This window comes from Pseudomonas sp. JV245A (assembly GCF_032424515.1).
In the GTDB taxonomy this organism is placed as follows: Bacteria; Pseudomonadota; Gammaproteobacteria; order Pseudomonadales; family Pseudomonadaceae; genus Aquipseudomonas; species Aquipseudomonas protegens.
Map to the genome: position 1 here is coordinate 16,937 of NZ_VYKE01000002.1, position 23,350 is coordinate 40,286.

Annotated in this window: 20 protein-coding genes; 10 read left to right on the forward strand and 10 right to left on the reverse strand. The window is 63.3% G+C overall.

What is annotated here, in order from left to right; all coding sequences use genetic code 11:
* Positions 1 to 161: 161 nt before the first annotated feature.
* From F6S12_RS01050 to F6S12_RS01065, 4 genes are all read right to left on the reverse strand, one after another.
* Positions 162 to 1,139: a FecR domain-containing protein gene (locus F6S12_RS01050; protein WP_053154256.1), complete on the reverse strand. Its 978-nt coding sequence runs from the start codon at positions 1,137 to 1,139 to the stop codon at positions 162 to 164.
* The gene (locus F6S12_RS01055) at positions 1,136 to 1,654 is read right to left on the reverse strand and encodes an RNA polymerase sigma factor (protein ID WP_053154253.1); all 519 of its coding nucleotides are present in this window, start codon (positions 1,652 to 1,654) and stop codon (positions 1,136 to 1,138) included. The genes F6S12_RS01050 and F6S12_RS01055 overlap by 4 nt, the downstream gene beginning before the upstream one ends.
* Before the next feature lie 268 nt (positions 1,655 to 1,922).
* Complete coding sequence (locus tag F6S12_RS01060) at positions 1,923 to 2,630, reverse strand: PolC-type DNA polymerase III (RefSeq protein WP_011063878.1); 708 nt, start codon at positions 2,628 to 2,630, stop codon at positions 1,923 to 1,925.
* Complete coding sequence (locus F6S12_RS01065; protein WP_015637279.1) at positions 2,627 to 4,561, reverse strand: putative nucleotidyltransferase substrate binding domain-containing protein; 1,935 nt, start codon at positions 4,559 to 4,561, stop codon at positions 2,627 to 2,629. The genes F6S12_RS01060 and F6S12_RS01065 overlap by 4 nt, the downstream gene beginning before the upstream one ends.
* A gap of 258 nt (positions 4,562 to 4,819) precedes the next feature.
* Here F6S12_RS01065 and F6S12_RS01070 point away from each other — a divergent pair, with 258 nt between their 5' ends.
* The gene (locus tag F6S12_RS01070) at positions 4,820 to 5,266 is read left to right on the forward strand and encodes a response regulator (protein ID WP_015637278.1); all 447 of its coding nucleotides are present in this window, start codon (positions 4,820 to 4,822) and stop codon (positions 5,264 to 5,266) included.
* Positions 5,267 to 5,344: 78 nt separating this feature from the next.
* Here F6S12_RS01070 and F6S12_RS01075 read toward each other — a convergent pair whose 3' ends face one another.
* Complete coding sequence (locus F6S12_RS01075; protein WP_011063875.1) at positions 5,345 to 7,522, reverse strand: malate synthase G; 2,178 nt, start codon at positions 7,520 to 7,522, stop codon at positions 5,345 to 5,347.
* Between the two features lie 552 nt (positions 7,523 to 8,074).
* Between F6S12_RS01075 and F6S12_RS01080 the strand changes: the two genes are divergently transcribed.
* Complete coding sequence (locus F6S12_RS01080; protein ID WP_011063874.1) at positions 8,075 to 8,593, forward strand: glycine cleavage system protein R; 519 nt, start codon at positions 8,075 to 8,077, stop codon at positions 8,591 to 8,593.
* Between the two features lie 223 nt (positions 8,594 to 8,816).
* Here F6S12_RS01080 and rarD read toward each other — a convergent pair whose 3' ends face one another.
* The 5 genes from rarD to F6S12_RS01105 form a co-directional block, all read right to left on the reverse strand.
* Positions 8,817 to 9,704 carry an EamA family transporter RarD gene (gene rarD, locus F6S12_RS01085; protein ID WP_315868665.1) on the reverse strand — a complete coding sequence of 296 codons (888 nt, stop codon included), beginning with the start codon at positions 9,702 to 9,704 and terminating at the stop codon, positions 8,817 to 8,819.
* Positions 9,705 to 9,943: 239 nt separating this feature from the next.
* Positions 9,944 to 10,918 carry a serine/threonine protein kinase gene (locus F6S12_RS01090; protein WP_011063872.1) on the reverse strand — a complete coding sequence of 325 codons (975 nt, stop codon included), beginning with the start codon at positions 10,916 to 10,918 and terminating at the stop codon, positions 9,944 to 9,946.
* 158 nt (positions 10,919 to 11,076) lie between these two features.
* The gene (locus tag F6S12_RS01095; protein WP_315868666.1) at positions 11,077 to 12,981 is read right to left on the reverse strand and encodes a PhoX family phosphatase; all 1,905 of its coding nucleotides are present in this window, start codon (positions 12,979 to 12,981) and stop codon (positions 11,077 to 11,079) included.
* A gap of 84 nt (positions 12,982 to 13,065) precedes the next feature.
* Positions 13,066 to 13,830, reverse strand: coding sequence for a TOBE domain-containing protein (locus tag F6S12_RS01100; RefSeq protein WP_011063870.1), 765 nt, complete (start codon positions 13,828 to 13,830; stop codon positions 13,066 to 13,068).
* Between the two features lie 65 nt (positions 13,831 to 13,895).
* Positions 13,896 to 14,636, reverse strand: coding sequence for a ComF family protein (locus F6S12_RS01105; protein ID WP_015637275.1), 741 nt, complete (start codon positions 14,634 to 14,636; stop codon positions 13,896 to 13,898).
* 90 nt (positions 14,637 to 14,726) lie between these two features.
* Here F6S12_RS01105 and bioB point away from each other — a divergent pair, with 90 nt between their 5' ends.
* The 8 genes from bioB to F6S12_RS01145 all read left to right on the forward strand — a co-directional run bounded on the left by bioB (position 14,727) and on the right by F6S12_RS01145 (position 23,309).
* Positions 14,727 to 15,782 carry a biotin synthase BioB gene (gene bioB, locus F6S12_RS01110; RefSeq protein ID WP_152686496.1) on the forward strand — a complete coding sequence of 352 codons (1,056 nt, stop codon included), beginning with the start codon at positions 14,727 to 14,729 and terminating at the stop codon, positions 15,780 to 15,782.
* A 123-nt stretch (positions 15,783 to 15,905) separates the two neighbouring features.
* Complete coding sequence (bioF, locus tag F6S12_RS01115; RefSeq protein ID WP_152686495.1) at positions 15,906 to 17,084, forward strand: 8-amino-7-oxononanoate synthase; 1,179 nt, start codon at positions 15,906 to 15,908, stop codon at positions 17,082 to 17,084.
* Entirely contained in the window at positions 17,077 to 17,808 is a 732-nt protein-coding gene (locus tag F6S12_RS01120) for an alpha/beta fold hydrolase (RefSeq protein WP_041120124.1), read from the forward strand. Before bioF ends, F6S12_RS01120 begins: the two co-directional genes overlap by 8 nt.
* Positions 17,801 to 18,613, forward strand: a complete 813-nt coding sequence (bioC, locus tag F6S12_RS01125) for a malonyl-ACP O-methyltransferase BioC (RefSeq protein ID WP_125063490.1) — start codon at positions 17,801 to 17,803, stop codon at positions 18,611 to 18,613. The genes F6S12_RS01120 and bioC overlap by 8 nt, the downstream gene beginning before the upstream one ends.
* Positions 18,610 to 19,290: a dethiobiotin synthase gene (bioD, locus tag F6S12_RS01130; protein ID WP_011063864.1), complete on the forward strand. Its 681-nt coding sequence runs from the start codon at positions 18,610 to 18,612 to the stop codon at positions 19,288 to 19,290. The genes bioC and bioD overlap by 4 nt, the downstream gene beginning before the upstream one ends.
* A 107-nt stretch (positions 19,291 to 19,397) precedes the next feature.
* Entirely contained in the window at positions 19,398 to 19,694 is a 297-nt protein-coding gene (locus F6S12_RS01135) for a hypothetical protein (RefSeq protein WP_011063863.1), read from the forward strand.
* Between the two features lie 296 nt (positions 19,695 to 19,990).
* Positions 19,991 to 21,796: an acyl-CoA dehydrogenase C-terminal domain-containing protein gene (locus F6S12_RS01140; RefSeq protein ID WP_210457983.1), complete on the forward strand. Its 1,806-nt coding sequence runs from the start codon at positions 19,991 to 19,993 to the stop codon at positions 21,794 to 21,796.
* A gap of 220 nt (positions 21,797 to 22,016) precedes the next feature.
* On the forward strand, positions 22,017 to 23,309 hold the full coding sequence (locus tag F6S12_RS01145) for a GGDEF domain-containing protein (RefSeq protein ID WP_011063861.1): 1,293 nt from the start codon (positions 22,017 to 22,019) through the stop codon (positions 23,307 to 23,309).
* Positions 23,310 to 23,350 lie beyond the last annotated feature (41 nt).

A 23,350-nucleotide genomic window follows, 5' to 3' on the forward strand; every position in this document is an offset into this window, starting at 1 on the left:
ATGTTTCGCAATTGCCTAGGTGCCGGACGAGATTGGAAAAGTGATAGGGGCGGATTGAAAATAATTTAGATTTAGACTGATTGAGGCTAATTCGCCGGCAAGCCAGCTCCTACGGGATCGGTGCAGGAGCCAGCTTGCCGGTGAAGGCTGCGACACCGACCTCAGTGCTTGGCGTCGGCCTTGGCCACCACCGTCACCCACCAGGGGGTGTGCCGTTCGATCTTCACCGGCAGGGTCGGCAGCAGGGCATTGAGCGCGAGGTCCGTGTCCTGCAACGGGAAACTGCCGGTGATCCGCAGGTCGGCCAGTTCCGGTGCGACGCCCAGGTGACCACGGCGGTAACGGCCCAGCTCATCGATCAGGTCACCGAGCCGGGCGTTGTCCACCACCAGCATGCCCCGGGTCCAGGCGTCGGCCCCCAGGTTCAGGGCCTGCAGCGGGCCGAGGCCATCGCGGCGCATCAGCACTTGCTGGCCTTCCTTGAACACGTGCTCGTCCTGACCGGCTTGCGGCCGCGCCGCCACCGCCGATTGCAGCACCCCGAGGCGGGTGCCCTGGTCCTCGCGCTTGACCAGGAACCGCGTGCCCAGGGCGCGCATACGGCCGTCGCGGGTTTCGACGATGAACGGCCGGCTGTCGTTGTGCCCGGTCTCGATCAGGATCTCGCCTTCCTGAAGCACGATCCGCCGCTGCTTCTCGTCGAAGCGCACATCCAGCGCACTGTGGGTATTGAGGTTGATCACCGTGCCGTCGGCCAGGCGCAGGGTGCGCTGCTCGCCGGTGGCGGTGCGCTGGTCTGCCAGCCAGTAGTCCATCGGCAGGTAGCGTTCTCCGGCAAACAGCGCCAGGGCGCCGAACAGCACGACGCTGGCGACCCCGCGACCCAGCTTGCGTACCCGCCGGCGCAAGCCTTCGCGCGATTGCAGCAAGGCGTTGCGGGCCGGGCCGGTGGCCACGCCAAAGCGCTGGTCGAGCATGCCCAGCTGGCGCCAGGCGCGGGCGTGTTCTTCATGGGCAGCGTGCCACTTGGCAAACTCTTCGCGCTCCACGGCACTGGCGCCGCCATCCAGCGACAGCTGCCAGGCGATGGCGGCATCCAGCACCTGGGCCGACACCGGCTTGGAACTCATGGGGGTCATAGCGGCTCCCCGTACAGGGCGATGTAGCACTGGCGGATGCCCTGGGCCAGGTATTGGCGCACCCTTGGCACCGAGACCCCCAGGCGTTCGGCGATCTCGGCGTGGCTCAGGCCGTCGAGGCGGTTATAGAGGAAGGCCATGCGCGCCTTGCTGGAGAGCTTGCCCAGCAGGCGGTCGATGGCCTTGAGGTCTTCGAGGATCATCTGCTGTTCTTCGGGCGACGGTTGTTCGCCTTCGGGGATCAGCATCAGTTCGCTGAGGTATGCCTGTTCCAGCGCGGCGCGCCGGAAATAGTCGAACAGCAGGCCCTTGGCGATGGCCAGCAGAAACGCCCGCGGCTCCCGGGGCGCCTTGAGTTCGTCGCGGCCCAGCAGGCGCACGAAGGTGTCCTGGCTCAGGTCCTCGGCCCGCTGGCTGCAGGCAACGTTGCGCCGTAGCCAGGCCAACAGCCAACCACGATGGTCGCGATACAACGCACCAACCAGCTCATTGTGAGGGCTTTGGACTGACGACAACGGAACTCACCAATCGAGAAGTTTAAACTAACGAGAATTATTCGCGATTGTGGCAGAGGCGAAACAGTGGCGCAATTGACGCTGGTCGGCTGCCTTGTGGCTGAAGAGGGCGGGTGCCCAAGACAAGGAACCAGTTGTGTCGAGGGAACTGGCTCCCGTTGGCGTGCGCAGCACGCCCAAGGCGTTGTATCTGTTAGATCCAGGACTCAGGTTCTACGGCCGCGGCGCGGCCGAGCGGGAGCAAGCTCCTTCGCCACAGTGCGGTGGCTCAGAACGAAGGTGCCTGCTGCCGGCGTTTCCACTGGCCCAGGCGCTGTTGCAGGTTCAGCGGGCTGTGGATCTGCTGCTGGCGGGCGCGGTTGAACAGGATCAGCGCCAGCTCCGCGGTGGCCAGGGCATCGGCCGCCGCGTTATGGCGCTCCACCACTTGCAGGTTGAACCAGCGCACCCAGTCGTCCAGCCCGGCTTCGCGGATCTGGGCCTGGGGGCACAGCAACGGCGCCATGTCCGCTACATCGAGGAAGCTGTGTTGCAGGCGGTAGCCCAGGCTGTCCTTCAGCGCCCGGCCGAGCATGTGCTGGTCGAACGGGGCATGAAAGGCCAGCAGCGGGCTGTCGCCGACGAACTCCATGAAATCCAGCAGGGCCTCCACCGGATCACAGCCGGCGGCGATGGCGCTGGGCCCCAGGCCGTGGATCAGTACGCTGGGGCTGAGCTTGTGGCCCTGGCGTTGCAGGGTGCGCTCGAACTGCTGGCTGAAGTCGATGGCACCGTCTTCGATCACCACCGCGCCAATGGACAGCACCTGGTCGCGGTTGAGGTTGAGGCCGGTGGTTTCCACGTCCACCACTACCCAGCGCTGCTCTCGCAGGCTGCTTTCATTCAGCTCGGTGAAGGCCGGTAGCCGATCGCGACGCTGTTGCTGCTCGGCACTCAGCAGGCTGACTGCGGGGCGGAACCAGGCAAACAGGCTCATAGCTGGTACCGCAAGGCCAGGCTGCTTTGCAGGCGCTGGGCCTGGCGCAGGGATTCACGCAGGATGCGCCGGTCCAGGTGGTTCAGGCTGTCCGGGTCGACCCGGTTGGAATAGGGCTGGTTCTCCCGGGTCTGGCGCTGGTGCTGCTGCATGCGGGTCTGCTGGATGAAGTGATAGGCCTCTTCATAGGCGGCGCCGTCCAGGGGCTCGATCACTTGTTTGGACACCAGCTGGCGCAGGCGCTCCAGGGTATTGATCGCGCCGATGCCGTTGGCCAGGGCCAGCAACCGGGCACCGTCGACGAAGGGGGTGAGGCCCTGGACCTTGAGGTCCAGGGTGGCCTTTTCGCCATTTTTCCTGGCCAGCACGAACTCGCGAAAACGCCCCACGGGCGGGCGCTGGCGCAGGGCGTTTTCCGCCATCATGCGTTGGAACAGACGGTTGTCCGCCACCTGGTCGAGGATGCCCCGACGCAGTTGTTCGGCGCTCTGTTCATCGCCCCAGACCACCCGCAGGTCGAAATAGATGCTCGAACCCAGCAGGTTTTCCGGGGTGGCCTCACGGATGAAGGCCGCGAAGCGCCGGGCCCATTCAGCACGGGACAGGCACAGCTCGGGGTTGCCGGCCATGATGTTGCCCTTGCACAGGGTGAAACCGCACATGGCCAGGCTCTGGTTGATCTGCTGGGCGATGGGTAGCAGCTTGCCGCGGATTTCTGCCGCGTGGGCCGCGTCCCGGGCCTCGAACAGGATGCCGTTGTCCTGGTCGGTGTGCAGGGTCTGTTCGCGTCGGCCTTCACTGCCAAAGCACAGCCAGCTGAAAGGCACGCCGGGGTCGCCCTTGTCGGCCAGGGTCAGCTCGATGACCCGGCACACGGTGTGATCGTTGAGCAGGGTGATGATATGGGTGATCTGGGTCGAGGAGGCGCCGTGGGCCAGCATGCGCTCCACCAACTGGCCGATCTCGCCCCGCAGCGCCACCAGGTGTTCGACCCGGGGCGCGTTGCGGATGGTCCGCGCCAGGTGCACCAGGTCGACCCGCTGCAGGGAAAACAGATCGCGCTCGGAAACCACCCCGCACAGGCGCTGTTCTTTCACCAGGCAGACATGTGCGATATGCCGCTCGGTCATGGCGATGGCGGCGTCGAAGGCGCTGTGGTCCGGGCTGAGGAAGAACGGCGCCTGGGTCATGTGCTGTTCGATGGGCTGGTTGAGGTCCTGGGTGCCGTCGGCCACCACCTGGCGCAAGTCGCGCAGGGTGAAGATCCCCAGCGGGGCCTTGCGTTCGTCCACCACGACGATGCTGCCTACCTGCTGCTCATGCATCAGCGCCACGGCTTCGCGCAGCGGCGTCTGCGGTGAACAGGCCACCGGATGACGCATGGCCAGCTCGCCCAGGCGGGTGTTCAGCGAATACTGGGTGCCGAGGGTTTCCACGGCTTTCTGTTTGACTTGCTGGTTGACCTGGTCCAGCAGGCTGCTGACTCCACGCAGGGCGAAGTCGCGAAACTCCGCGGACAGGGCGAACAGCTTGATGAAAGCGCCCTTGTTCAGTTGCAGGCAGAACGTATCTTCGGCGGCGCGATGCTCGGTGCGGGTCGCGCGCTCACCCAGCAGCGCGGCCAGGGGGAAACACTCGCCGGAAGTGATTTCGAAGGTGGTCTCGGTGCTGCCCTTGGCGGCGTGTGTGCGTTCGCCCACCACGCGGCCCTGCTTGACGATATAGAAGTGCTCAACCGGGCCGTCGGCCGGCTTGATGATGCTGTCGCCGGGGCCGTAGAAGCGCAGTTGGCATTGTTCTACCAGGTAGGCCAGATGCAGCTGCTCCATCTGGTTGAACGGCGGGAACCGTTGCAGGAACTGCACGGTCCCCTGGATGTTCTGCAACACCGCGGTCTTCCCGGCCTGGGTGAAGGCGTCCGCTTTACTCATAACGATTACCGCAGTCTTTTTGGATTTGTTGTGGTCGGATCACGGCATGGTCGGCTGCAACGTCTGGGGTGCCCATTGGACGTAAGTCTAGGTAGCGCCCTAGGGGCCGGACATTTGGCTTTGAAGCGTCGGCAATCAATGCGAAAAAGCTCTGATCAAGACTCTTGGCAATTTTTCCGACGAAGTGCACATTGGAGGCCTGCTTAGCGATGTCTGACCACTGTGCTAGGGGATTGATCTGTTCATGTAGAGAAATGTATGCCCGACCACGATATTTTGAGTGACGCCGAGCGCGAGGCCCTGAGTGCGGTCATGCTGGAACCGGATCTGCCGCCCCAGCGGGTGCTGATCGCCGATGACGACAAGGATGCACGGGAGCTGCTTGCGGAGATTCTTGGCCTGGATGGCATCCGTTGCATCACGGCGGCCAGTGGCAAGGCCGCACTTGAGTTGCTTGAATCGAATAAATCCATCGGCCTGTTGATCACCGATCTGCGCATGGCGCCCTGCAATGGCCTGGACCTGATCCGCCAGGTGCGTGAGTCGGAGCGGGCGGCGCTGCCGATCATCATCATTTCCGGCGACGCCGATGTCCGCGATGCCATCGCCGCCATGCACCTGAGCGTGGTGGACTTCCTGCTCAAGCCGATCGACACCACCAAGCTGCTGGCCCTGGTCAAGCACGAGCTGGGCGTGGTGCTCTAGCCGATCCCTTGCCACGCAGGCGAAAAAAGCCCCGGCCTTGCGACCGGGGCTTTTTTAATTACTGCTGGTTACGCGGGCTTACAGACCGTTCTTGGCCTTGAACTCGCGACGCCGGCGGTGCAGGACCGGCTCGGTGTAGCCGTTTGGCTGCTTGGTGCCTTCGATCACCAGTTCCAGGGCGGCCTGGAAGGCGATGTTGCTGTCGAAGTCCGGTGCCAGGGGGCGGTACAGCGGGTCGCTGGCGTTCTGCCGGTCAACCACCGGAGCCATGCGCTTGAGGCTTTCCAGCACCTGCTCCTGGGTGACCACGCCGTGGCGCAGCCAGTTGGCGATGTGCTGGCTGGAGATACGCAGGGTGGCGCGGTCTTCCATCAGGCCGACGTCATTGATGTCCGGCACTTTCGAACAGCCCACGCCCTGGTCGATCCAGCGCACCACGTAACCGAGAATGCCCTGGGCGTTGTTGTCCAGTTCGTTCTTGATCTGCTCTGGCGTCCAGCTCGGGTTGACCGCCAGCGGGATGGTCAGGATGTCATCCACCGAGGCGCGGGCACGCTTGGCCAGTTCGGCCTGGCGGGCGAATACGTCGACCTTGTGATAGTGCAGCGCGTGCAGCGCAGCGGCGGTCGGGGATGGAACCCAGGCAGTGTTGGCACCGGCCAGTGGGTGAGCGATTTTCTGTTCGAGCATCGCTGCCATCAGGTCCGGCATCGCCCACATGCCCTTGCCGATTTGCGCGCGACCTTGCAGGCCGGTGCTCAGGCCGATATCGACGTTCCAGTTCTCGTAGGCGCCGATCCATTTCTCGGCCTTCATGTCGGCCTTGCGCACCATGGCGCCGGCTTCCATGGAGGTGTGGATTTCGTCGCCGGTACGGTCGAGGAAGCCGGTGTTGATGAACACCACGCGCTCGCTGGCCGCCTTGATGCAGGCCTTGAGGTTGACCGTGGTGCGGCGCTCCTCGTCCATGATCCCGACTTTCAGGGTGTTGCGCGGCAGGTTCAGCACCTCTTCGATGCGGCCGAACAGCTCGTTGGTGAACGCCGCTTCTTCAGGGCCGTGCATCTTCGGCTTGACGATGTACATCGAGCCGGTGCGGCTGTTCTTGCGCGACGTGTTGCCGTTGAGGTTGTGGATCGACGCCAGGCTGGTGACCAGGCCGTCGAGGATGCCTTCCGGCACTTCGTTGCCATCCTTGTCGAGGATCGCATCGATGGTCATCAGGTGGCCGACGTTGCGCACGAACAGCAGCGAACGACCGTGCAGTTTCACCGGCTCGCCATTGACCCCGGTGTATTCGCGGTCGGCGTTCATGGTGCGGGTGAAGGACTTGCCACCCTTGGAAACTTCTTCCGCCAGGTCGCCTTTCATCAGGCCGAGCCAGTTGCGGTAGATCACCACCTTGTCGTCGGCATCCACTGCGGCGACCGAGTCTTCGCAGTCCATGATGGTGGTCAGGGCCGCTTCCATCAGCAGGTCCTTGACCCCGGCGGCGTCGGTCTGGCCGACCGGGCTTGTGGCGTCGATCTGGATCTCGAAGTGCAGGCCGTTGTGCTTGAGCAGGATCGCGGTAGGGGCCGCAGCGTCGCCCTGGTAGCCGATCAGTTGCGCGTCGTTGCGCAGGCCGCTGTTGCTGCCACCCTTGAGGCCGACCACCAGCTTGCCGCCGACGATCTTGTAGCTCACCGAGTCCACGTGGGAGCCGGCAGTCAGCGGCGCGGATTCATCGAGGAAGGCGCGGGCGAAGGCGATGACCTTGTCGCCGCGGACCTTGTTGTAGCCTTTGCCTTTTTCCGCACCATCGGCTTCGCTGATGGCATCGGTGCCGTACAGGGCGTCGTACAGCGAGCCCCAGCGAGCGTTGGAAGCGTTGAGGGCGAAGCGCGCATTCATCACCGGCACCACCAGCTGCGGGCCGGCCATGTGGGCGATCTCTTCATCGACGTTTTGCGTCGTGGCCTGGAAATCCGCCGCTTCTGGCAGCAGGTAACCGATGTCTTGCAAGAAGGCTTTATAAGCCACAGCGTCATGCGCCTGGCCGGCACGGGACTGGTGCCAGGCATCGATACGTGCCTGGAAATCATCGCGTTTGGCGAGTAGGGCTTTGTTCTTCGGCGCCAGGTCGTGAATGACCTTGTCTGCACCGGCCCAGAACGAGTCGGCGGTGAGGCCGGTACCGGGAATGGCTTCGTTGTTCACGAAGTCGAACAGGACTCTGGCGACCTGCAGGCCACCGACTTGAACGTGCTCAGTCATTGCTTGCCTCACTCTGCTCAGCTATTTCGCTTTTCAGCTCTTCAAATTAACAATGAAGCCGGCGGCCATTTAAAGCACAACCCTGTTCTCCAGTACATGCCATCGCTGGCGGCTGGGTCCTTCCAATCAACGGCGGAGCCTTGCTGACGGGCTGTTGCGGGGGTTGCGATCAGGCCTTGGCGGACATCGTTCCAACGTTATGTAGTGCGCGCTGCGGCATACTACATGATGAACTGCGGTTGTGAAAATTAGACTAAAAGCGTCGTTCCGCGACTTTAAAGTGCAGTGCGGTCACGCAGGGGAATGCGATGTTCTCAAAAAGCCGGTGGATTGTTCCATATAAATACAAAAAGTTGTACACGATTTGTGTTTTGCCTTGCGCACCCTCGTAGGAGCCGGCTTGCCGGCGAATGGGCCTTCGGGGTTTGCGTCGGCCTTGCGGGCGCATTCGCCGGCAAGCCAGCTCCTGCACAAGCTGCTGCTATGGGCTGGAAGGCGCGGAGAATGAGGCTGCCTATACTGGATCTTTCATTGCTCAAAGAGGGCTGCGCCATGGACCATCTCGTTCTCACGGTATTCGCCCCGGACAAGGCCGGCCAGGTCGAGCGCATTGCCCAGTGCATCGCCGAGCATGGCGGCAACTGGCTGGAAAGCCGCCTGTCACGCATGGCCGGGCAGTTCGCCGGGATCCTGCGGGTGGCAGTGCCGGCCGAAGCCTACGATGAACTGGTGGATGCCCTGCAAGGCTTGTCGGCCCAGGGCATTCGCGTGTTGATCGCCGAAAGCGGCGTGGAGCAGTCCTGCACCTGGAAACCCATCGCCATGGAACTGGTGGGCAACGACCGCCCGGGAATCGTGCGCGACATCACCCGGCTGCTGGCCGAGCAGGGGGTGAACCTGGAGCGCTTGGTGACCGAGGTGCGCCCAGCGCCCATGAGCAGCGAGCCGCTGTTCCACGCCGAGGCGATCCTTGCGGTGCCGCTGACCCTGTCCCTGGAAGTGCTGCAGGCGCGCCTGGAAACCCTGGCGGACGACTTGATGGTGGAATTGGTCCTGCGCAGCGAGCCCTGAGCCCTTGTGAGGGTTATCCCAGTAAACCGTGCATGTGCCTGTGGATAACCTGTAGAGACCAGGCCCTGGCCCAGAGCCAGCGCGGCGTTGCGCCAGTTGATCAAAAAACCAGCAGTTTCAAGGGCTTGTGCACAAAGGGCGGGGATCAGGTTGTGGATAACCTTGGGAAGAACCGCTGCAAGCCACGAAGAGCGTGGCCTGCAGGGCTTTGTACGTTTATTGATCAGCGACGCCCGCGCAGGCTGAGCCAGGCATCCACGCTGTATACCGCCAGGCCGGCCCAGATAAACATGAAGGCCAGCAAGGTGCTGGAGGACAGGTGCTCGTCGAACAGCAGCACGGCCTGCAGCAGCACCAGGGTGGGAGCCAGGTACTGGAGGAAACCCAGGGTGGTGTAGGGCAGGTCCCGCGCGGCAGCGTTGAAGCACACCAGAGGTACCAGGGTCACCGGGCCGGCAGCCACCAGCCACCAGGTCTGGGAACTGCTCCAGAACTCGGCATGGGCACTGCTGGCATCGGGGTGCAGCAGCAGCCAACCCAGAGCGATGGGCACCAGCATCCAGGTTTCCACCACCAGGCCGGGCAGGGCCTTGACCGGCGCCTGCTTGCGGATCAGCCCGTAGAAGCCGAAGCTCAGCGCCAGCATCAGCGAGACCCAGGGCAGGCTGCCTACCTGCCACACTTGCTGGGCCACGCCCACCGCCGCCAGGATTACCGCCAGCCACTGCATGCGCCGCAGGCGTTCGCCAAGAATCAGCATGCCCAGCAGCACGTTGACCAGTGGGTTGATGTAGTAGCCCAGGCTGGCTTCGAGCATGCGCCCGTTGTTTACCGACCAGACGTAGGTCAGCCAGTTGGCGGCGATCAGGGTACCGCTCAGGGCCAGGATCGCCAGGCGCCTGGGGTTGTCCCGCAGTTCGCGCCACCAGCCGGGGTGCTTCCACACCATCAGCAGCAGGGCGCCGAACAGCGCCGACCAGAGCACCCGGTGGATGATGATCTCGACCGCGGGAACGCTGGCGATAGCTTTGAAATAGAGCGGGAACAGACCCCAGATGATGTAGGCGGTCAGACCCAGGATGTACCCGCGGCGCGGGTTGGCGGCTTGCATGCAGAATCCTTGCTTAGGCAGCTAACAAAGCCGCAATTGTAAGGACAATTGTCTAGACCTGTCCTGACTTTTACCCCGCCGCCCACTGTGGACGCCGGCTTGCCGACGAGGGCAATCTCTCGGGCCCTTTCGCTGGCAAGCCAGCTCCTACGGCTGGCGCCCTTGTGTGGGTACCGGCTTGTCGGCGAAGGCGATTTCTCGGGTCCCCTTCGCTGGCAAGCCGGCTCCTGCAGGCCGGGTCAGAACAGCTTGAGGGGTTCTTCGTTGAGGGCCGCCAGCTGTTCGCGCAAGGCCAGCACCTGATCGCCCCAATAACGCTCGCTGCCGAACCAGGGGAAACTGTGGGGGAACGCCGGGTCGTCCCAGCGTCGTGCCAGCCAGGCGCTGTAGTGCATCAGGCGCAAGGCTCGCAGTGGTTCGATCAGGGCCAGCTCCCGCGGGTCGAAATCATGGAACTCGCTGTAGCCATCCATCAACTCGGACAACTGGCCCAGGCATTCCTGGCGGTCGCCGGCGAGCATCATCCACAGGTCCTGCACCGCCGGGCCCATGCGGCAGTCATCCAGGTCGACGATATGGAACATCTCGTCGCGGCACATCATGTTGCCGGGGTGGCAGTCGCCGTGCATCCGGATGTTCTGGTGTGGCGTGGCCTGGTAGACCTCTTCCACCCGCTTGAGCAGGTCCCGGGCCACCGACTCGTAGGCTGGCAGCAGGCTCTTGGGGATGAAGTTGCCCTGCAGCAGGGTTGCCAGGGAATCGTGACCGAAGTTCTTCACCCCCAGGGCTTCGCGGTGTTCGAACGGGCGGGTGGCACCCACCGCGTGCAGGCGGCCCAACAACTGGCCGAGACGGTAGAGCTGGTCCAGGTTGCCTGGCTCCGGGGCGCGGCCGCCGCGGCGGGGAAACAGGGCGAAACGAAAGCCCGCGTGTTCGAACAGGCTGGCGCCGTCATGAATGATCGGCGCCACCACCGGCACGTCGCATTCGGCGAGTTCGAAGGTGAAGCGGTGTTCTTCCAGGATCGCTTCGTTGGTCCAGCGCTGGGGCCGGTAGAACTTGGCGATCAGTGGCTCGCTTTCGTCGATACCGACTTGATAGACGCGATTTTCGTAGCTGTTGAGCGCCAGCACGCGGGCGTCGCTGAGAAAGCCGATGCTTTCAACGGCGTCCAGGACCAGATCGGGGGTCAGTGTTTCAAACGGGTGCGACATGCTTACTCCTGCGCGCAGCAGGCTGCCGCGTCCGGCCAAGCATGGTAACGCAGACGGGGAGCCAGCGGGGGAGGGTTTGCCGGTGGTTCGGCCGTGCGTCGGGTTCGCCGCCCAGCCGGTTCCTGCGGGTGCAGAAGCCGGCCGGGCGCGAGGCGGGGTCAGGCGCCGATGACGCCGCCGTCTTCCCGGGTGATGACCATGACCGAGGAGCGTGGCTTGCCGTTGGGCAGGTGTTCGGGGAAGGTCGAACCGCCGTTTTCCCCAGGGTGCTGGATACCCACGAACAGGGTCTTCTGGTCCGGGGCGAAGGCGATGCCGGTGACTTCGCAACCCACCGGCCCGACCATGAAACGGCGGATCTCACCGCTGTCCGGGTCGGCGCAGAGCATCTGGTTGTTGCCCATGCCGGCGAAGTCGCCGCTGTTGCTGTAGTCGCCGTCGGTGAGGATCCACAGGCGCCCGGCCTTGTCGAAACCCAGCCCGTCGGGGCTGTTGAACATGTTCTGCGGGGTGATGTTGGACGACCCACCCTTGGGTTGGCCGGCGTGCACCCCCGGGTTGCCGGCCACTACGAACAGGTCCCAGGAAAAACTCATGGCACCATGGTCGTCGCCGCCGGTGCGCCAGCGCAGGATCTGCCCGTAGACGTTCTTCTCCCGCGGGTTGGGGCCGCCTACCGGCTGGCCGTCCTCGCCACGCTTGGAGTTGTTGGTCAGGGTGCAATAGACCTGGCCGTCCTTGGGGCTGACCACTATCCATTCCGGGCGGTCCATGCGCGTGGCCTGGACCACGCTGGCGGCCAGGCGAGCCTGGATCAGCACCTGGGCCTGGTCGGCGAAGCCGCTGCTGGCGTCGATGCCGTTCTTGCCGTGGGTCAGCTCGATCCACTGGCCCTGGCCCTTGGGGTGGTCCGGGTTGCCGTCGCCGGCATCGAAGCGCGCCACGTACAGGGTGCCGTGGTCCAGCAGGTCGCGGTTGGCCTTGGGGTTGCGGTGGTTGATCTTGTCGCGGCTGATGAACTTGTAGATGAATTCGCCACGCTCGTCGTCGCCCATGTAGACCACGGCGCGGCCGTCGCAGGTTTCGGCCAGGGCGGCGTTTTCGTGCTTGAAGCGACCCAGGGCGGTGCGCTTGACCGGGGTCGATTGCGGGTCGAACGGATCGATTTCCACCACCCAGCCGTGACGGTTGAGTTCGTTGGGGTTCTTCGCCAGGTCGAACCGCGGATCGTGCAGGTGCCAGTTGATCTCCTTGCTGGCCACCACGGCGCCGTAGCGCTTCTGCGCGGCGTCGAATTTCTGCTCGGCGTTGCTGCTGCCGAAGCAGTCGGTGAAGTTCTCTTCGCAGGTCAGGTAGGTGCCCCATGGGGTCTTGCCGTTGGCGCAGTTCTGGAAGGTGCCGAGGACTTTCCTGCCCTTGGGGTCGGCGCTGGTCTTGAGCAGATCGTGACCGGCTGCGGGGCCACTCAGGCGGATCGGCGTGTTGCCGTGGATCCGTCGGTTGTAGCGTGAGCCCTGGACGAACTGCCACTGGCCATTCTTGCGCTGCACTTCAATCACCGACACGCCTTCGCTGGCCTGGGCCTTGCGCACGTCTTCGGCGGATTGCGGCAAGCCGCCATGGGGGTAGAGGTAGCGGTAGTTGGTGTATTCGTTATTGATGGCCATCAGCGCGCGGTGGCGGTCGTCCGGGAAGGCGAACAGGCTCATGCCGTCGTTGTTGTCGCCAAACTGCACTTCCTGGGCCCGGGCGGTGCCATTGCCGCTGGGGTCGAAGGCCGGGCCGTTCTTGGCCAGTGGCTGGCCCCAACTGATCAGTACCGAGGACTTGTAGCCAGGTGGCAACGTGATGCTGTCGCTGGTGGCGGCAGGGATGCCGGCAAAGCCCAGCAACTGGCTGGTGCCGGCGCTGACGCTGGCGGCCAGGGCGCTGCGGCTCAACAGGTTGCCGCCCAGGAACAGCGCTGCACCGCACAGGGCGCCGGCACCGATGAAACCGCGGCGGCTGAGGCCGACCATCTGTTCCAGGTCGGTGGGTTGGTCTTCTTCTAGTAACAGGCTCATATCAGGCTCCCTGCAGGTTTTTGCAGCCACCTTAATGAGCCCCCATGACGAATATGTTGCAGTGAAATGGCGGTGGAGCCTTGGTCAGAGCGGGGTTCCGATCAGCACGTGGGACGGTGAGAACTGCACCTGGACGGTCGAGGATTCCTTCAACTCCAGGGTCTTGAGCAGCAACGGCTCGGCCAGGGCGCACAAGGTCTGACCATTGGGCAGGGCAATTCGCACCTCGCAGGGGCCGTCCTCGGCGTCGAGAATCTGCTCGATCGTGCCCCTCAGGCAATTGTGTCCAGTTGTTACTTGGGCGCCCGCAGCTTGTACGTCCAGCCAGCCAGCCTTGATCAGTGCCACCACTTCGGTCCCCGGCAGCAGTTCCAGGCGCAGGGTGCTGTCGTGGGTGATCTGCGCCTGGAGTTGCAGGCCCTCGGGCAGTTCCAGGACGATCAGGTCGTTGCAGCCCTGGCTTTCGACAGCCCGGACCTTGCCATGCAACTGATTGCGCGCGCTGGTGCGCAGCATCAGGCGGCTGAGCAAGTCGAGGTCGCTGGTGTCTTCCGCCGCTTCCAGTACCTGGGCCTGCAGAGCTTGCAGGCGCTGGTAAAGACGCAGCACCCGCTCGCCCTCGGCGGACAGCTTGGCGCCGCCGCCGCCCTTGCCGCCGACGCTGCGCTCCACCAGCGGGCTCTGGGCCAGGTTGTTCAGTTCGTCGATGGCATCCCAGGCTGCCTTGTAGCTCAGGCCGGCGCTTTTTGCCGCGCGGGTGATGGAGCCTTGTTCGGCGATGTGTTGCAGCAAGGCAATGCGTTGCGGGCGGCGGACGATGTGCTGGGTCAACAGAGTGGGCAAGGACATGGCGGGGGGCGCTTTGAACACTGGGGGTGGACTGGGAGTTTGCGGCTTGGGCGACGAGAGTCAAGTCAGTCGCCGGTGCCGGGGCTTGGGGTCCTGGCCAGGCAGTAGATATCCACCCGACGGGCACCGGCGTTGATCAGCAAACGGGCCAGGGCCTGGGCGGTGGCTCCGGTGGTCAGGACATCGTCCACCAGGGCCAGGTGTCGTCCTGCAACCTGGGCCTGATCTGCTAGGGCGAAGGCCTGGCGCAGGTTGCGCTGGCGGGCCCGGGCATCCAGGCCCTGCTGGGCGGGGGTGTCTTGGGTGCGCAGGAGGAGCTTGGGTTGCACCACCAATTGCAACGAAGCGCCCAGCCACTGGGCCAGCATGCCTGCCTGATTGAAGCCGCGCTGGCGCAGCCGCCTGCGGGACAGTGGCACCGGCAGCAGGCAATCAGGCCGTGGCAGGCCTTCATCGAAGCGATAGTGGAGGAACTGGCCGAGAAGTTCGGCCATCAGCCGGCCAAAAGGCCATTTCTCATGGTGCTTGAAACGACTGATCAGGCTGTCCACCGGGAAATCGTAGCGCCAGGGTGCGATCACCCGCTGAAACGCCGGCGGCTCTTGCAGGCACTGGCCACAGGTGAGGCCGGGCCCAGGCAGGGGCAGGGCGCAGACTGAACACTGGGCGCCGAGCCAGGGCAGCTCGTCCAGGCAGGGAGCACACAGGGCCAGGGCCGAATCGCTGGGTTCGTCACACAATAAACATGCCTGATTGTTTTTTAGCCAGATGTAAACCGGTCCTTTGTATCTGGGTTGACAGTGCATGACTCTTCCTTAAATATGCCGAACATCCGTGTCGCGGCTGTGGGCTTTCCTGTCCCGCACCGCTTGCCAAGCATAATCAAGGAATCGCCCATGAGCGCCAGCACCACCGCCACCCTGCGTCATGATTGGACTTTGGCTGAAGTCAAAGCCCTGTTCGTCCAGCCGTTCAATGACTTGCTGTTCCAGGCGCAGACGGTGCACCGCGCGCATTTCGACTCCAATCGGGTCCAGGTTTCCACGCTGCTGTCGATCAAGACCGGCGCCTGCCCGGAAGATTGCAAATATTGTCCGCAGTCCGGTCACTACAACACCGGCCTGGAAAAGGAAAAGCTCCTTGAGGTGCAGAAGGTCCTGGAAGAGGCCGCCCGGGCCAAGGCCATCGGTTCTACCCGTTTCTGCATGGGCGCGGCCTGGAAGCACCCTTCGGCCAAGGACATGCCCTATGTGCTGGAGATGGTCAAAGGCGTGAAGGCCATGGGCCTGGAAACCTGCATGACCCTGGGCCGTCTCGATCAGGACCAGACCGAGGCGCTGGCCAAGGCCGGCCTGGACTACTACAACCACAACCTCGATACCTCGCCGGAGTTCTACGGCAACATCATCACCACCCGCACCTACAGCGAGCGCCTGCAGACCCTGGCCTATGTGCGTGACGCGGGCATGAAGATCTGTTCCGGCGGCATTCTCGGCATGGGCGAATCCCTGGATGACCGCGCCGGCCTGCTGATCCAGCTGGCCAACCTGCCGGAGCATCCGGAGTCGGTGCCGATCAACATGCTGGTGAAGGTGGCGGGTACGCCGCTGGAAAATGCCGAAGAGGTAGACCCCTTCGACTTTATCCGCATGCTCGCGGTGGCGCGGATTCTCATGCCGCAATCCCATGTGCGGCTATCGGCCGGCCGTGAGGCGATGAATGAGCAGATGCAGGCCCTGGCGTTCTTCGCCGGCGCCAACTCGATTTTCTATGGCGACAAGTTGCTGACCACCGCCAACCCGCAGGCCGACAAGGACATGCAGTTGTTCGCGCGCCTGGGCATCCAGCCCGAAGCCCGCGAAGAACACGCCGACGAGGTGCACCAGGCCGCCATCGAACAGGCCCTGGTGGAGCAGAAAAGCAGCGAGCAGTTCTACAACGCCGCCGTCTGACCTTCTGCCGTAGGAGCCGGTTTGCCGGCGAATCTCGCGAGCCTCATGGATTTCGCGTCGCCTGCTTCGCCGGCAAGCCAGCTCCTGGCGATGAACTGTCCGTAAGCCAATATCGAGGCCTGCATGTCTTTTGATCTCTCCGCGCGCCTTGCTGCCCGCCGTGCCGAACACCTCTATCGCCAGCGCCCGCTGCTGCAGAGCCCCCAGGGGCCGCAAGTGGTGGTCGACGGTCAGCCATTGCTGGCCTTTTGTAACAACGACTACCTGGGCCTAGCCAACCATCCGCAAGTGATCGAAGCCTGGCGCTCCGGTGCCAGCCGCTGGGGCGTGGGCGGTGGTGCTTCCCATCTGGTGATCGGCCACAGCACGCCCCATCACGCCCTGGAAGAGGCGCTGGCCGAACTCACTGGCCGCCCTCGGGCGCTGTTGTTTACCACCGGCTACATGGCCAACCTGGGGGCGGTGACGGCGCTGGTGGGGCAGGGCGATACGGTGCTGGAGGATCGTCTCAACCACGCGTCGCTGCTTGATGCGGGGCTGCTTTCCGGTGCGCGCTTCAACCGCTATCTGCACAACGATGCGCACAGCCTGGCCAAGCGTCTGGAAAAGGCCACCGGCAATACCCTGGTGGTCACCGATGGGGTGTTCAGCATGGACGGCGATGTCGCCGACCTGCCGGCCCTGGCTCGGGCAACCAAGGCCCGTGGCGCCTGGCTGATGGTGGACGATGCCCATGGTTTCGGGCCGCTGGGGGCCAATGGCGGCGGGCTGGTGGAGCATTTCGGCCTGGGGCTGGATGAGGTGCCGGTACTGGTGGGCACCCTGGGCAAGGCTTTCGGCACCGCCGGGGCCTTTGTCGCCGGCAGCGAGGATCTGATCGAGAGCCTGATCCAGTTTGCCCGGCCTTATATCTACACCACCAGCCAGCCGCCAGCCCTGGCCTGCGCCACCCTGAAAAGCCTGGAGCTGCTGCGCAGCGAGCATTGGCGGCGCGAGCACCTGGCGACCTTGATCCGTCAATTCCGCCAGGGCGCCGAGCAGATCGGCCTGCAGCTGATGGACAGTTTCACCCCGATCCAGCCGATCCTGGTGGGCGACAGTGCTCGGGCCGTGCGCCTGTCGCAGATGTTGCGTGAACGGGGAGTCATGGTCAGCGCCATTCGCCCGCCTACCGTGCCGGCCGGCAGCGCGCGGCTGCGGGTGACCTTGTCCGCGGCCCACAGCGAGGCCCAGGTGCAGCTATTGTTAAGCGCGTTGGCAGACTGTTTCAGTGAACTGCAAGCGGAGCCGAGCCATGCGTGATCGACTGATTCTGTTGCCGGGCTGGGGCTTGGGCGTGTCGCCGCTGGAACCTCTGGCGGCGGCCTTGCAGGGGCTGGATGAACACTTGCGGGTGGAGATCGAGCCCTTGCCGGAGTTGACCTCCAGCGACCCGCAGGACTGGCTGGACGAACTCGATGACGCCGTGCCGGACAATGCCTGGCTGGGTGGCTGGTCCCTCGGCGGCATGCTGGCGTCGGAACTGGCGGCGCGCCGTGGTGAGCGCTGCTGCGGCCTGCTGACCCTGGCCAGCAATCCCAGTTTTGTCGCCCATGAACAATGGGCCAGTGCCATGGCCGGGGAAACCTTCGACGGTTTCCTGGCCGGCTGCGCGGCCGATCCGCGAACCACCCTCAAGCGTTTTGCCTTGCTCTGCGCCCAGGGCGCCGCGGACACGCGAGGCCTGTCGCGGTTGCTCCTGAGCGGCGCGCCGACCACGGCGCCGGCGGTGCTGATGGCCGGGCTGGAGTTGCTGGCGCAGTTGGATACCCGCGAAGCCTTGCAAGGCTTTCGCGGGCCGCAGTTGCACTTGTTTGCCGGGCTCGATGCTCTGGTGCCTGCCGAGGCGGCCGGTGAATTGCTGGCCTTGCTGCCGGATATTGAAGTTGGCCTGATTGAACACGCCAGCCACGGATTTCTCCTGGAGGACCCCCATGGAGTGGCGGGAGCGATCCAGGCTTTCTTGCATGAGTCCGGTGATGACTGACCTTTCTCTGACTGCCTTTCCCGGTCGCCTGCCTGACAAGCGCCAGGTCGCGGCTTCGTTCTCCCGCGCGGCGGCCAGCTACGACAGTGTCGCGGAGCTGCAGCGCGCGGTCGGGCAACAATTGCTCAGCCGTCTGCCCCCGGGCCTTGAGCCACGGTGCTGGCTGGACCTGGGCTGCGGCACCGGGCATTTCAGCCGGGTGCTGGGGCAGCGTTTCCGTGCTGCCCAGGGGCTGGCCCTGGATATTGCCGAGGGCATGCTCAATCACGCCCGGCCTTTGGGTGGCGCGGACCATTTCATCGCCGGGGACGCTGAACGCCTGCCGTTGCAAGGCGACAGTTGCCAATTGATCTTCTCCAGCCTGGCGGTGCAGTGGTGCGACGATTTCTCTGCCGTGCTCAGTGAAGCGATGCGGGTGCTCAAGCCGGGCGGCGTGCTGGCTTTTGCCAGCCTGTGCGTGGGTACTTTGCAGGAACTGCGCGATAGTTGGGCGCAGGTCGATGGCCAGGTTCACGTCAATCGCTTCCGTGAGTTCGAACGTTATCGACAGCTGTGTGAAGCCAGTGGCTTGCAAGTGCGCAGTCTGGAAAAGGCGCCCCATGTCCTGTATTACCCGGATGTGCGCAGCCTGACCCATGAGTTGAAAGCCCTGGGCGCGCACAACCTTAATCCCGGACGCCCGGGCGGCTTGACCGGACGGGCGCGGATCGCCGGGTTGATCGATGCCTACGAGGGTTTCCGACAGGCCAAGGGCCTGCCGGCGACTTATCAAGTGGTCTATGCCGTGCTGGAGAAACCGCTATGAGCCCTGCCTACTTCATTACGGGTACCGATACCGATGTGGGGAAAACCACCATTGCGGCCGGCTTGCTGCATGCGGCGCGTCTGGCCGGCCTGAGTACTGCTGCGGGCAAGCCGGTGGCTTCGGGTTGCGAGCTGACGGCCAAGGGCCTGCGTAACGCCGATGCCCTGGCATTGCAGGCGCAGTCTTCGTTGCCGTTGGCCTATGCAGAAGTGAATCCGGTTGCCTTCGAACCGGCCATCGCCCCTCATCTGGCAGCGCGAGAGGCCGGGGTTGCGCTGACCGTGCAGTCGCTATTGACGCCCATGCGCCATCTGCTGGCCAAGGGCGCGGACTTCACGCTGATCGAAGGCGCGGGTGGTTGGCGGGTACCCCTGGCAGACCAGGACAATCTGTCGGATCTGGCCATGGCGCTGGGGTTGCCGGTAATCCTGGTGGTGGGCGTGCGTCTGGGTTGCATCAATCATGCGTTGCTGACGGCCGAAGCCATCGCTCAGGACGGCCTGCAACTGGCGGGGTGGGTGGCCAATATCATCGATCCAAAGACCTCTCGTCTGGAGGAAAACCTCGCAACCCTGGCCGAACGCTTGCCGGCCCCGTGCCTGGGCAGGGTGCCGAAACTCAAGCCGGCCAGCGCCGAGGCGGTGGCCGAGCATTTGCAACTGGATCTGCTGGACTAGATTTTGCCTATTGCAGGGCATATTGCCATTAGTGTTTTTGACGGGTGTTTTCTTGACGGGTCTGCTTCAATGACACCTGTCACTCATTCTCAAGGTCGAGTTCTCCCATGCAAATCTCCGGGAACACCGCTTTCTACGCCGGGCTGAACGCTATCCAGACCGGTCAGAATCGCGTCGATCAAGCCGCCGGCCAGATTGCCAGCACTGCAGTTGAACGCTCTGCCGGCAGCCAGTCGTCGGATGTTCAGGTTGACCGCCTGCGCGCTGTGGATCGCAGCCAGGAATCGGATCTGGCCAGCAGCATGGTGGAGATGTCCATGGGCAAGATCCAGGCAGAACTGGGCGTCAATGTCGCCAAGGCCTCGGATGAAGTCCTCGGCACCCTGATCGATACCTACGCCTGATTACCCTCTGCAAAAGCCCGGCCTCCCATAGAGACCGGGCTTTTTCATGCCTTTTCTGCTGATAGCGGCTCTCGCTGATTCCTTTCCCTGACTGATTACCGGTGCGTCGGCTCCTACACTTCATGGCAGTGCCGTGGGTGTTCGCCTGCGTATGCATTTTGTTTCGATGACGAAAGGCATTGGCGCGACGCTTGACAAGATTTGGGCGTAAACGTATGTTTCAAACAACTGTTTGACCGCTATAAAAACTCAACGCGGTTGTTCATTCCCGGTTACATCAGCAGAGGTTTATCGCTATGCCTGACTACAAGGCCCCCTTGCGTGATATTCGCTTCGTTCGTGACGAGCTGCTCGGCTATGAGGCGCATTATCAGAGCCTCCCGGCTTGCCAGGACGCCACTCCGGACATGGTTGACGCCATTCTCGAGGAAGGTGCCAAGTTTTGTGAGCAGGTGCTGGCTCCGCTGAACCGTGTGGGCGACCTGGAAGGTTGCACCTGGAGTGAATCCGGCGTTAAGACCCCTGCCGGCTTCAAGGAAGCCTACAAGCAATTCGTCGAAGGCGGCTGGCCAAGCCTGGCTCACGACGTTGAGCACGGTGGTCAGGGCCTGCCTGAATCCCTGGGCCTGGCGGTCAGCGAAATGGTTGGCGAAGCCAACTGGTCGTGGGGCATGTACCCTGGCCTGTCCCATGGCGCGATGAACACCATTTCCGAGCACGGTACTGCCGAGCAGCAAGAGGCCTACCTGACCAAGCTGGTGTCCGGCGAATGGACCGGCACCATGTGCCTGACCGAGCCGCACTGCGGCACCGACCTGGGCATGCTGCGCACCAAGGCCGAACCTCAGGCCGATGGTTCCTACAAAGTCACTGGCACCAAGATCTTCATCTCTGCCGGTGAACACGATATGGCCGACAACATCGTCCACATCGTTCTGGCCCGCCTGCCGGACGCACCGGCCGGTACCAAGGGTATTTCGCTGTTCATCGTGCCCAAGTTCCTGCCTAACGCTGATGGCAGCGTAGGTCAGCGCAACGCCGTGAGCTGTGGTTCCCTGGAGCACAAGATGGGGATCCACGGTAACGCCACCTGCGTGATGAACTTCGACGCGGCCACCGGTTTCCTCATCGGCCCGGCGAACAAAGGCCTGAACTGCATGTTCACCTTCATGAACACCGCGCGCCTGGGTACCGCTCTGCAAGGCCTGGCCCATGCCGAAATCGGCTTCCAGGGCGGCCTGAAGTACGCTCGCGATCGCCTGCAAATGCGCTCCCTGACTGGCCCGAAAGCGCCGGACAAGGCTGCCGACCCGATCATCGTGCACCCTGACGTGCGCCGCATGCTGCTGACCATGAAGGCCTTCGCCGAAGGCAACCGGGCAATGGTCTACTTCACTGCCAAGCAGGTCGATATCGTCAAGTACGGTGTGGATGAAGAAGAGAAGAAGAAAGCCGACGCACTGCTGGCGTTCATGACTCCGATCGCCAAGGCGTTCATGACTGAAGTTGGTTTTGAATCCGCCAACCACGGTGTGCAGATCTATGGCGGCCACGGCTTCATCGCCGAGTGGGGCATGGAGCAGAACGTTCGCGACAGCCGTATCTCGATGCTGTACGAAGGCACCACCGGTATCCAGGCACTCGACCTGCTGGGCCGTAAAGTGCTGATGACTCAGGGCGAGGCTCTGAAAGGCTTTACCAAGATCGTCCACAAGTTCTGCCAGAACAACGAAGGCAACGAAGCCGTCAAGGAATTCGTCGCACCCCTGGCTGCACTGAACAAAGAATGGGGCGAGCTGACCATGAAGGTCGGTATGGCTGCCATGAAAGATCGCGAAGAAGTCGGCGCGGCCTCCGTGGACTACCTGATGTACTCCGGTTATGCCTGCCTGGCCTACTTCTGGGCCGACATGGCACGCCTGGCGGCAGAAAAGCTGGCAGCCGGCACCACCGAAGAGGCGTTCTACACCGCCAAGCTGCAGACTGCGCGTTTCTACTTCCAGCGCATCCTGCCGCGTACCCGCACTCACGTTGCAACCATGCTTTCGGGTGCCAACAACCTGATGGACATGAAGGAAGAAGACTTCGGCCTGGCTTACTAAGCCCGACCGCAGTGGTTCGAAAAGCCGTTCGCCCCTTGGGGCGAGCGGTTTTTTTATGCCCGCAGAATCTTCATGAAAATTCCCGACTAAATCGCTAAGCAGAAGCGATTTCCTGCCGTTAAAGAGATGGCAATGTGATGTCCATCACACCGCGTGTGCTTAACTTCAACAAATGAAGGCACAATGCCATTCATTGATCAGCCGGGTCGGAGTTTTACCCTTGCCGCGTTCTTTCGCTGTACGTTTCAGTCACTTTGTACCGTCTTTACTGCTTCTGCTTGCGGGGCTGGCGGCCGCCTACGTCAAGGACCTCAACGTCTTCTTCACCTCGCTGTTCAACGTGCTGCCAACCTTGGTGCTGTTGCTGGGCGGGGCGTATTGTGCGGTGTATCGGCGCCAGCGCGAACTGTTCTTGATGGTCACCGTGTACATCGCCTATTTCCTGCTGGACACCCAGACCGACTATTACCGGGACAACGGCAGGGTCCGGGAAGACGCGGCGGTGGTGTTCCATCTCTGCTGCCTGTTGCTGCCGCTGTTGTTCGGCCTGTTCGCTGCCTGGCAGGAGCGCACGCACCTGTTCCAGGACATGGTGGCGCGTTTTGCCGTGCTGCTGGCCTTCGGCAGTGTGGCTCTGGGGCTCGAGCAGAGTTACCCGCAGGCTCTGCTTAACTGGTTGGCGGAGATCCGCTGGCCGGCCCTGCATGGCAGTTGGATGAGTTTGATCCAGTTGTCGTATCCAGTGTTCTTCGCAGCCTTCCTGCTGCTGGCGATCCAGTACTGGCGCAGCCCGCGTCCGCTGCACGCGGCGCAGCTGGTGGGGCTTCTGGGGCTGTTCTGGATGCTGCCCAAGACCTTCATCCTGCCGTTCACCCTGAACATCATGTGCAGCCAGGTGATGCTGATGATCGCTGCTGCTGTCGCCCACGAGGCTTACCAGATGGCGTTCCGCGACGAGCTGACCGGCCTGCCGGGGCGTCGGGCGCTTAACGAGCGCATGCAGCGCCTGGGGCGCAACTATGTGCTGGCGATGACCGACGTCGATCACTTCAAGAAATTCAATGACACCCACGGGCACGATGTGGGCGACCAGGTGTTGCGCCTGGTGGCCAGCAAGCTCTCGAAAGTCACCGGGGGCGGCCGGGCCTACCGTTACGGAGGCGAGGAGTTTGCCGTGGTGTTCGCCGGCAAGACCATGGACGAATGCATGCCGCACCTGGAGATGATTCGCGAGATCATCGCCACCTACAACATTCAACTGCGTAATCAGGACAACCGCCCTCAGGACGACCAGCAGGGTCGCCAGCGTCGCGGTGTCGCTGCCGCGTCCAGTGTCTCGGTGACCATCAGTATCGGCGTCGCCGAGCGGCTGGCAGAGCACCGGACTCCGGAGGAAGTGCTCAAGGCTGCAGACCAGGCGCTCTACAGCGCCAAGGGGGCGGGGCGTAACTGTGTCATTGCATTCGGACAGAACCGCCGCGGTGCGGTGCGCATGGATACAGCTGCGGGTTGAGTGATGATGGCGCATTCAGCGCCTGCACAGTCATTGGCAGG

Excerpts from the sequence above, each read along its gene's own strand:
- F6S12_RS01050 (WP_053154256.1), bottom strand. The coding sequence starts at position 1,139 with ATGACCCCCATGAGTTCCAAGCCGGTGTCGGCCCAGGTGCTGGATGCC.
- bioF (WP_152686495.1), top strand. The coding sequence starts at position 15,906 with ATGTCTTTTGATCTCTCCGCGCGCCTTGCTGCCCGCCGTGCCGAACAC.
- F6S12_RS01120 (WP_041120124.1), top strand. The coding sequence starts at position 17,077 with ATGCGTGATCGACTGATTCTGTTGCCGGGCTGGGGCTTGGGCGTGTCG.
- F6S12_RS01090 (WP_011063872.1), bottom strand. The coding sequence starts at position 10,918 with ATGTCGCACCCGTTTGAAACACTGACCCCCGATCTGGTCCTGGACGCC.
- rarD (WP_315868665.1), bottom strand. The coding sequence starts at position 9,704 with ATGCAAGCCGCCAACCCGCGCCGCGGGTACATCCTGGGTCTGACCGCC.
- F6S12_RS01105 (WP_015637275.1), bottom strand. The coding sequence starts at position 14,636 with ATGCACTGTCAACCCAGATACAAAGGACCGGTTTACATCTGGCTAAAA.
- bioB (WP_152686496.1), top strand. The coding sequence starts at position 14,727 with ATGAGCGCCAGCACCACCGCCACCCTGCGTCATGATTGGACTTTGGCT.
- F6S12_RS01065 (WP_015637279.1), bottom strand. The coding sequence starts at position 4,561 with ATGAGTAAAGCGGACGCCTTCACCCAGGCCGGGAAGACCGCGGTGTTG.
- bioD (WP_011063864.1), top strand. The coding sequence starts at position 18,610 with ATGAGCCCTGCCTACTTCATTACGGGTACCGATACCGATGTGGGGAAA.
- F6S12_RS01060 (WP_011063878.1), bottom strand. The coding sequence starts at position 2,630 with ATGAGCCTGTTTGCCTGGTTCCGCCCCGCAGTCAGCCTGCTGAGTGCC.
- F6S12_RS01100 (WP_011063870.1), bottom strand. The coding sequence starts at position 13,830 with ATGTCCTTGCCCACTCTGTTGACCCAGCACATCGTCCGCCGCCCGCAA.
- F6S12_RS01135 (WP_011063863.1), top strand. The coding sequence starts at position 19,398 with ATGCAAATCTCCGGGAACACCGCTTTCTACGCCGGGCTGAACGCTATC.
- bioC (WP_125063490.1), top strand. The coding sequence starts at position 17,801 with ATGACTGACCTTTCTCTGACTGCCTTTCCCGGTCGCCTGCCTGACAAG.
- F6S12_RS01075 (WP_011063875.1), bottom strand. The coding sequence starts at position 7,522 with ATGACTGAGCACGTTCAAGTCGGTGGCCTGCAGGTCGCCAGAGTCCTG.
- F6S12_RS01070 (WP_015637278.1), top strand. The coding sequence starts at position 4,820 with ATGCCCGACCACGATATTTTGAGTGACGCCGAGCGCGAGGCCCTGAGT.
- F6S12_RS01095 (WP_315868666.1), bottom strand. The coding sequence starts at position 12,981 with ATGAGCCTGTTACTAGAAGAAGACCAACCCACCGACCTGGAACAGATG.
- F6S12_RS01140 (WP_210457983.1), top strand. The coding sequence starts at position 19,991 with ATGCCTGACTACAAGGCCCCCTTGCGTGATATTCGCTTCGTTCGTGAC.
- F6S12_RS01080 (WP_011063874.1), top strand. The coding sequence starts at position 8,075 with ATGGACCATCTCGTTCTCACGGTATTCGCCCCGGACAAGGCCGGCCAG.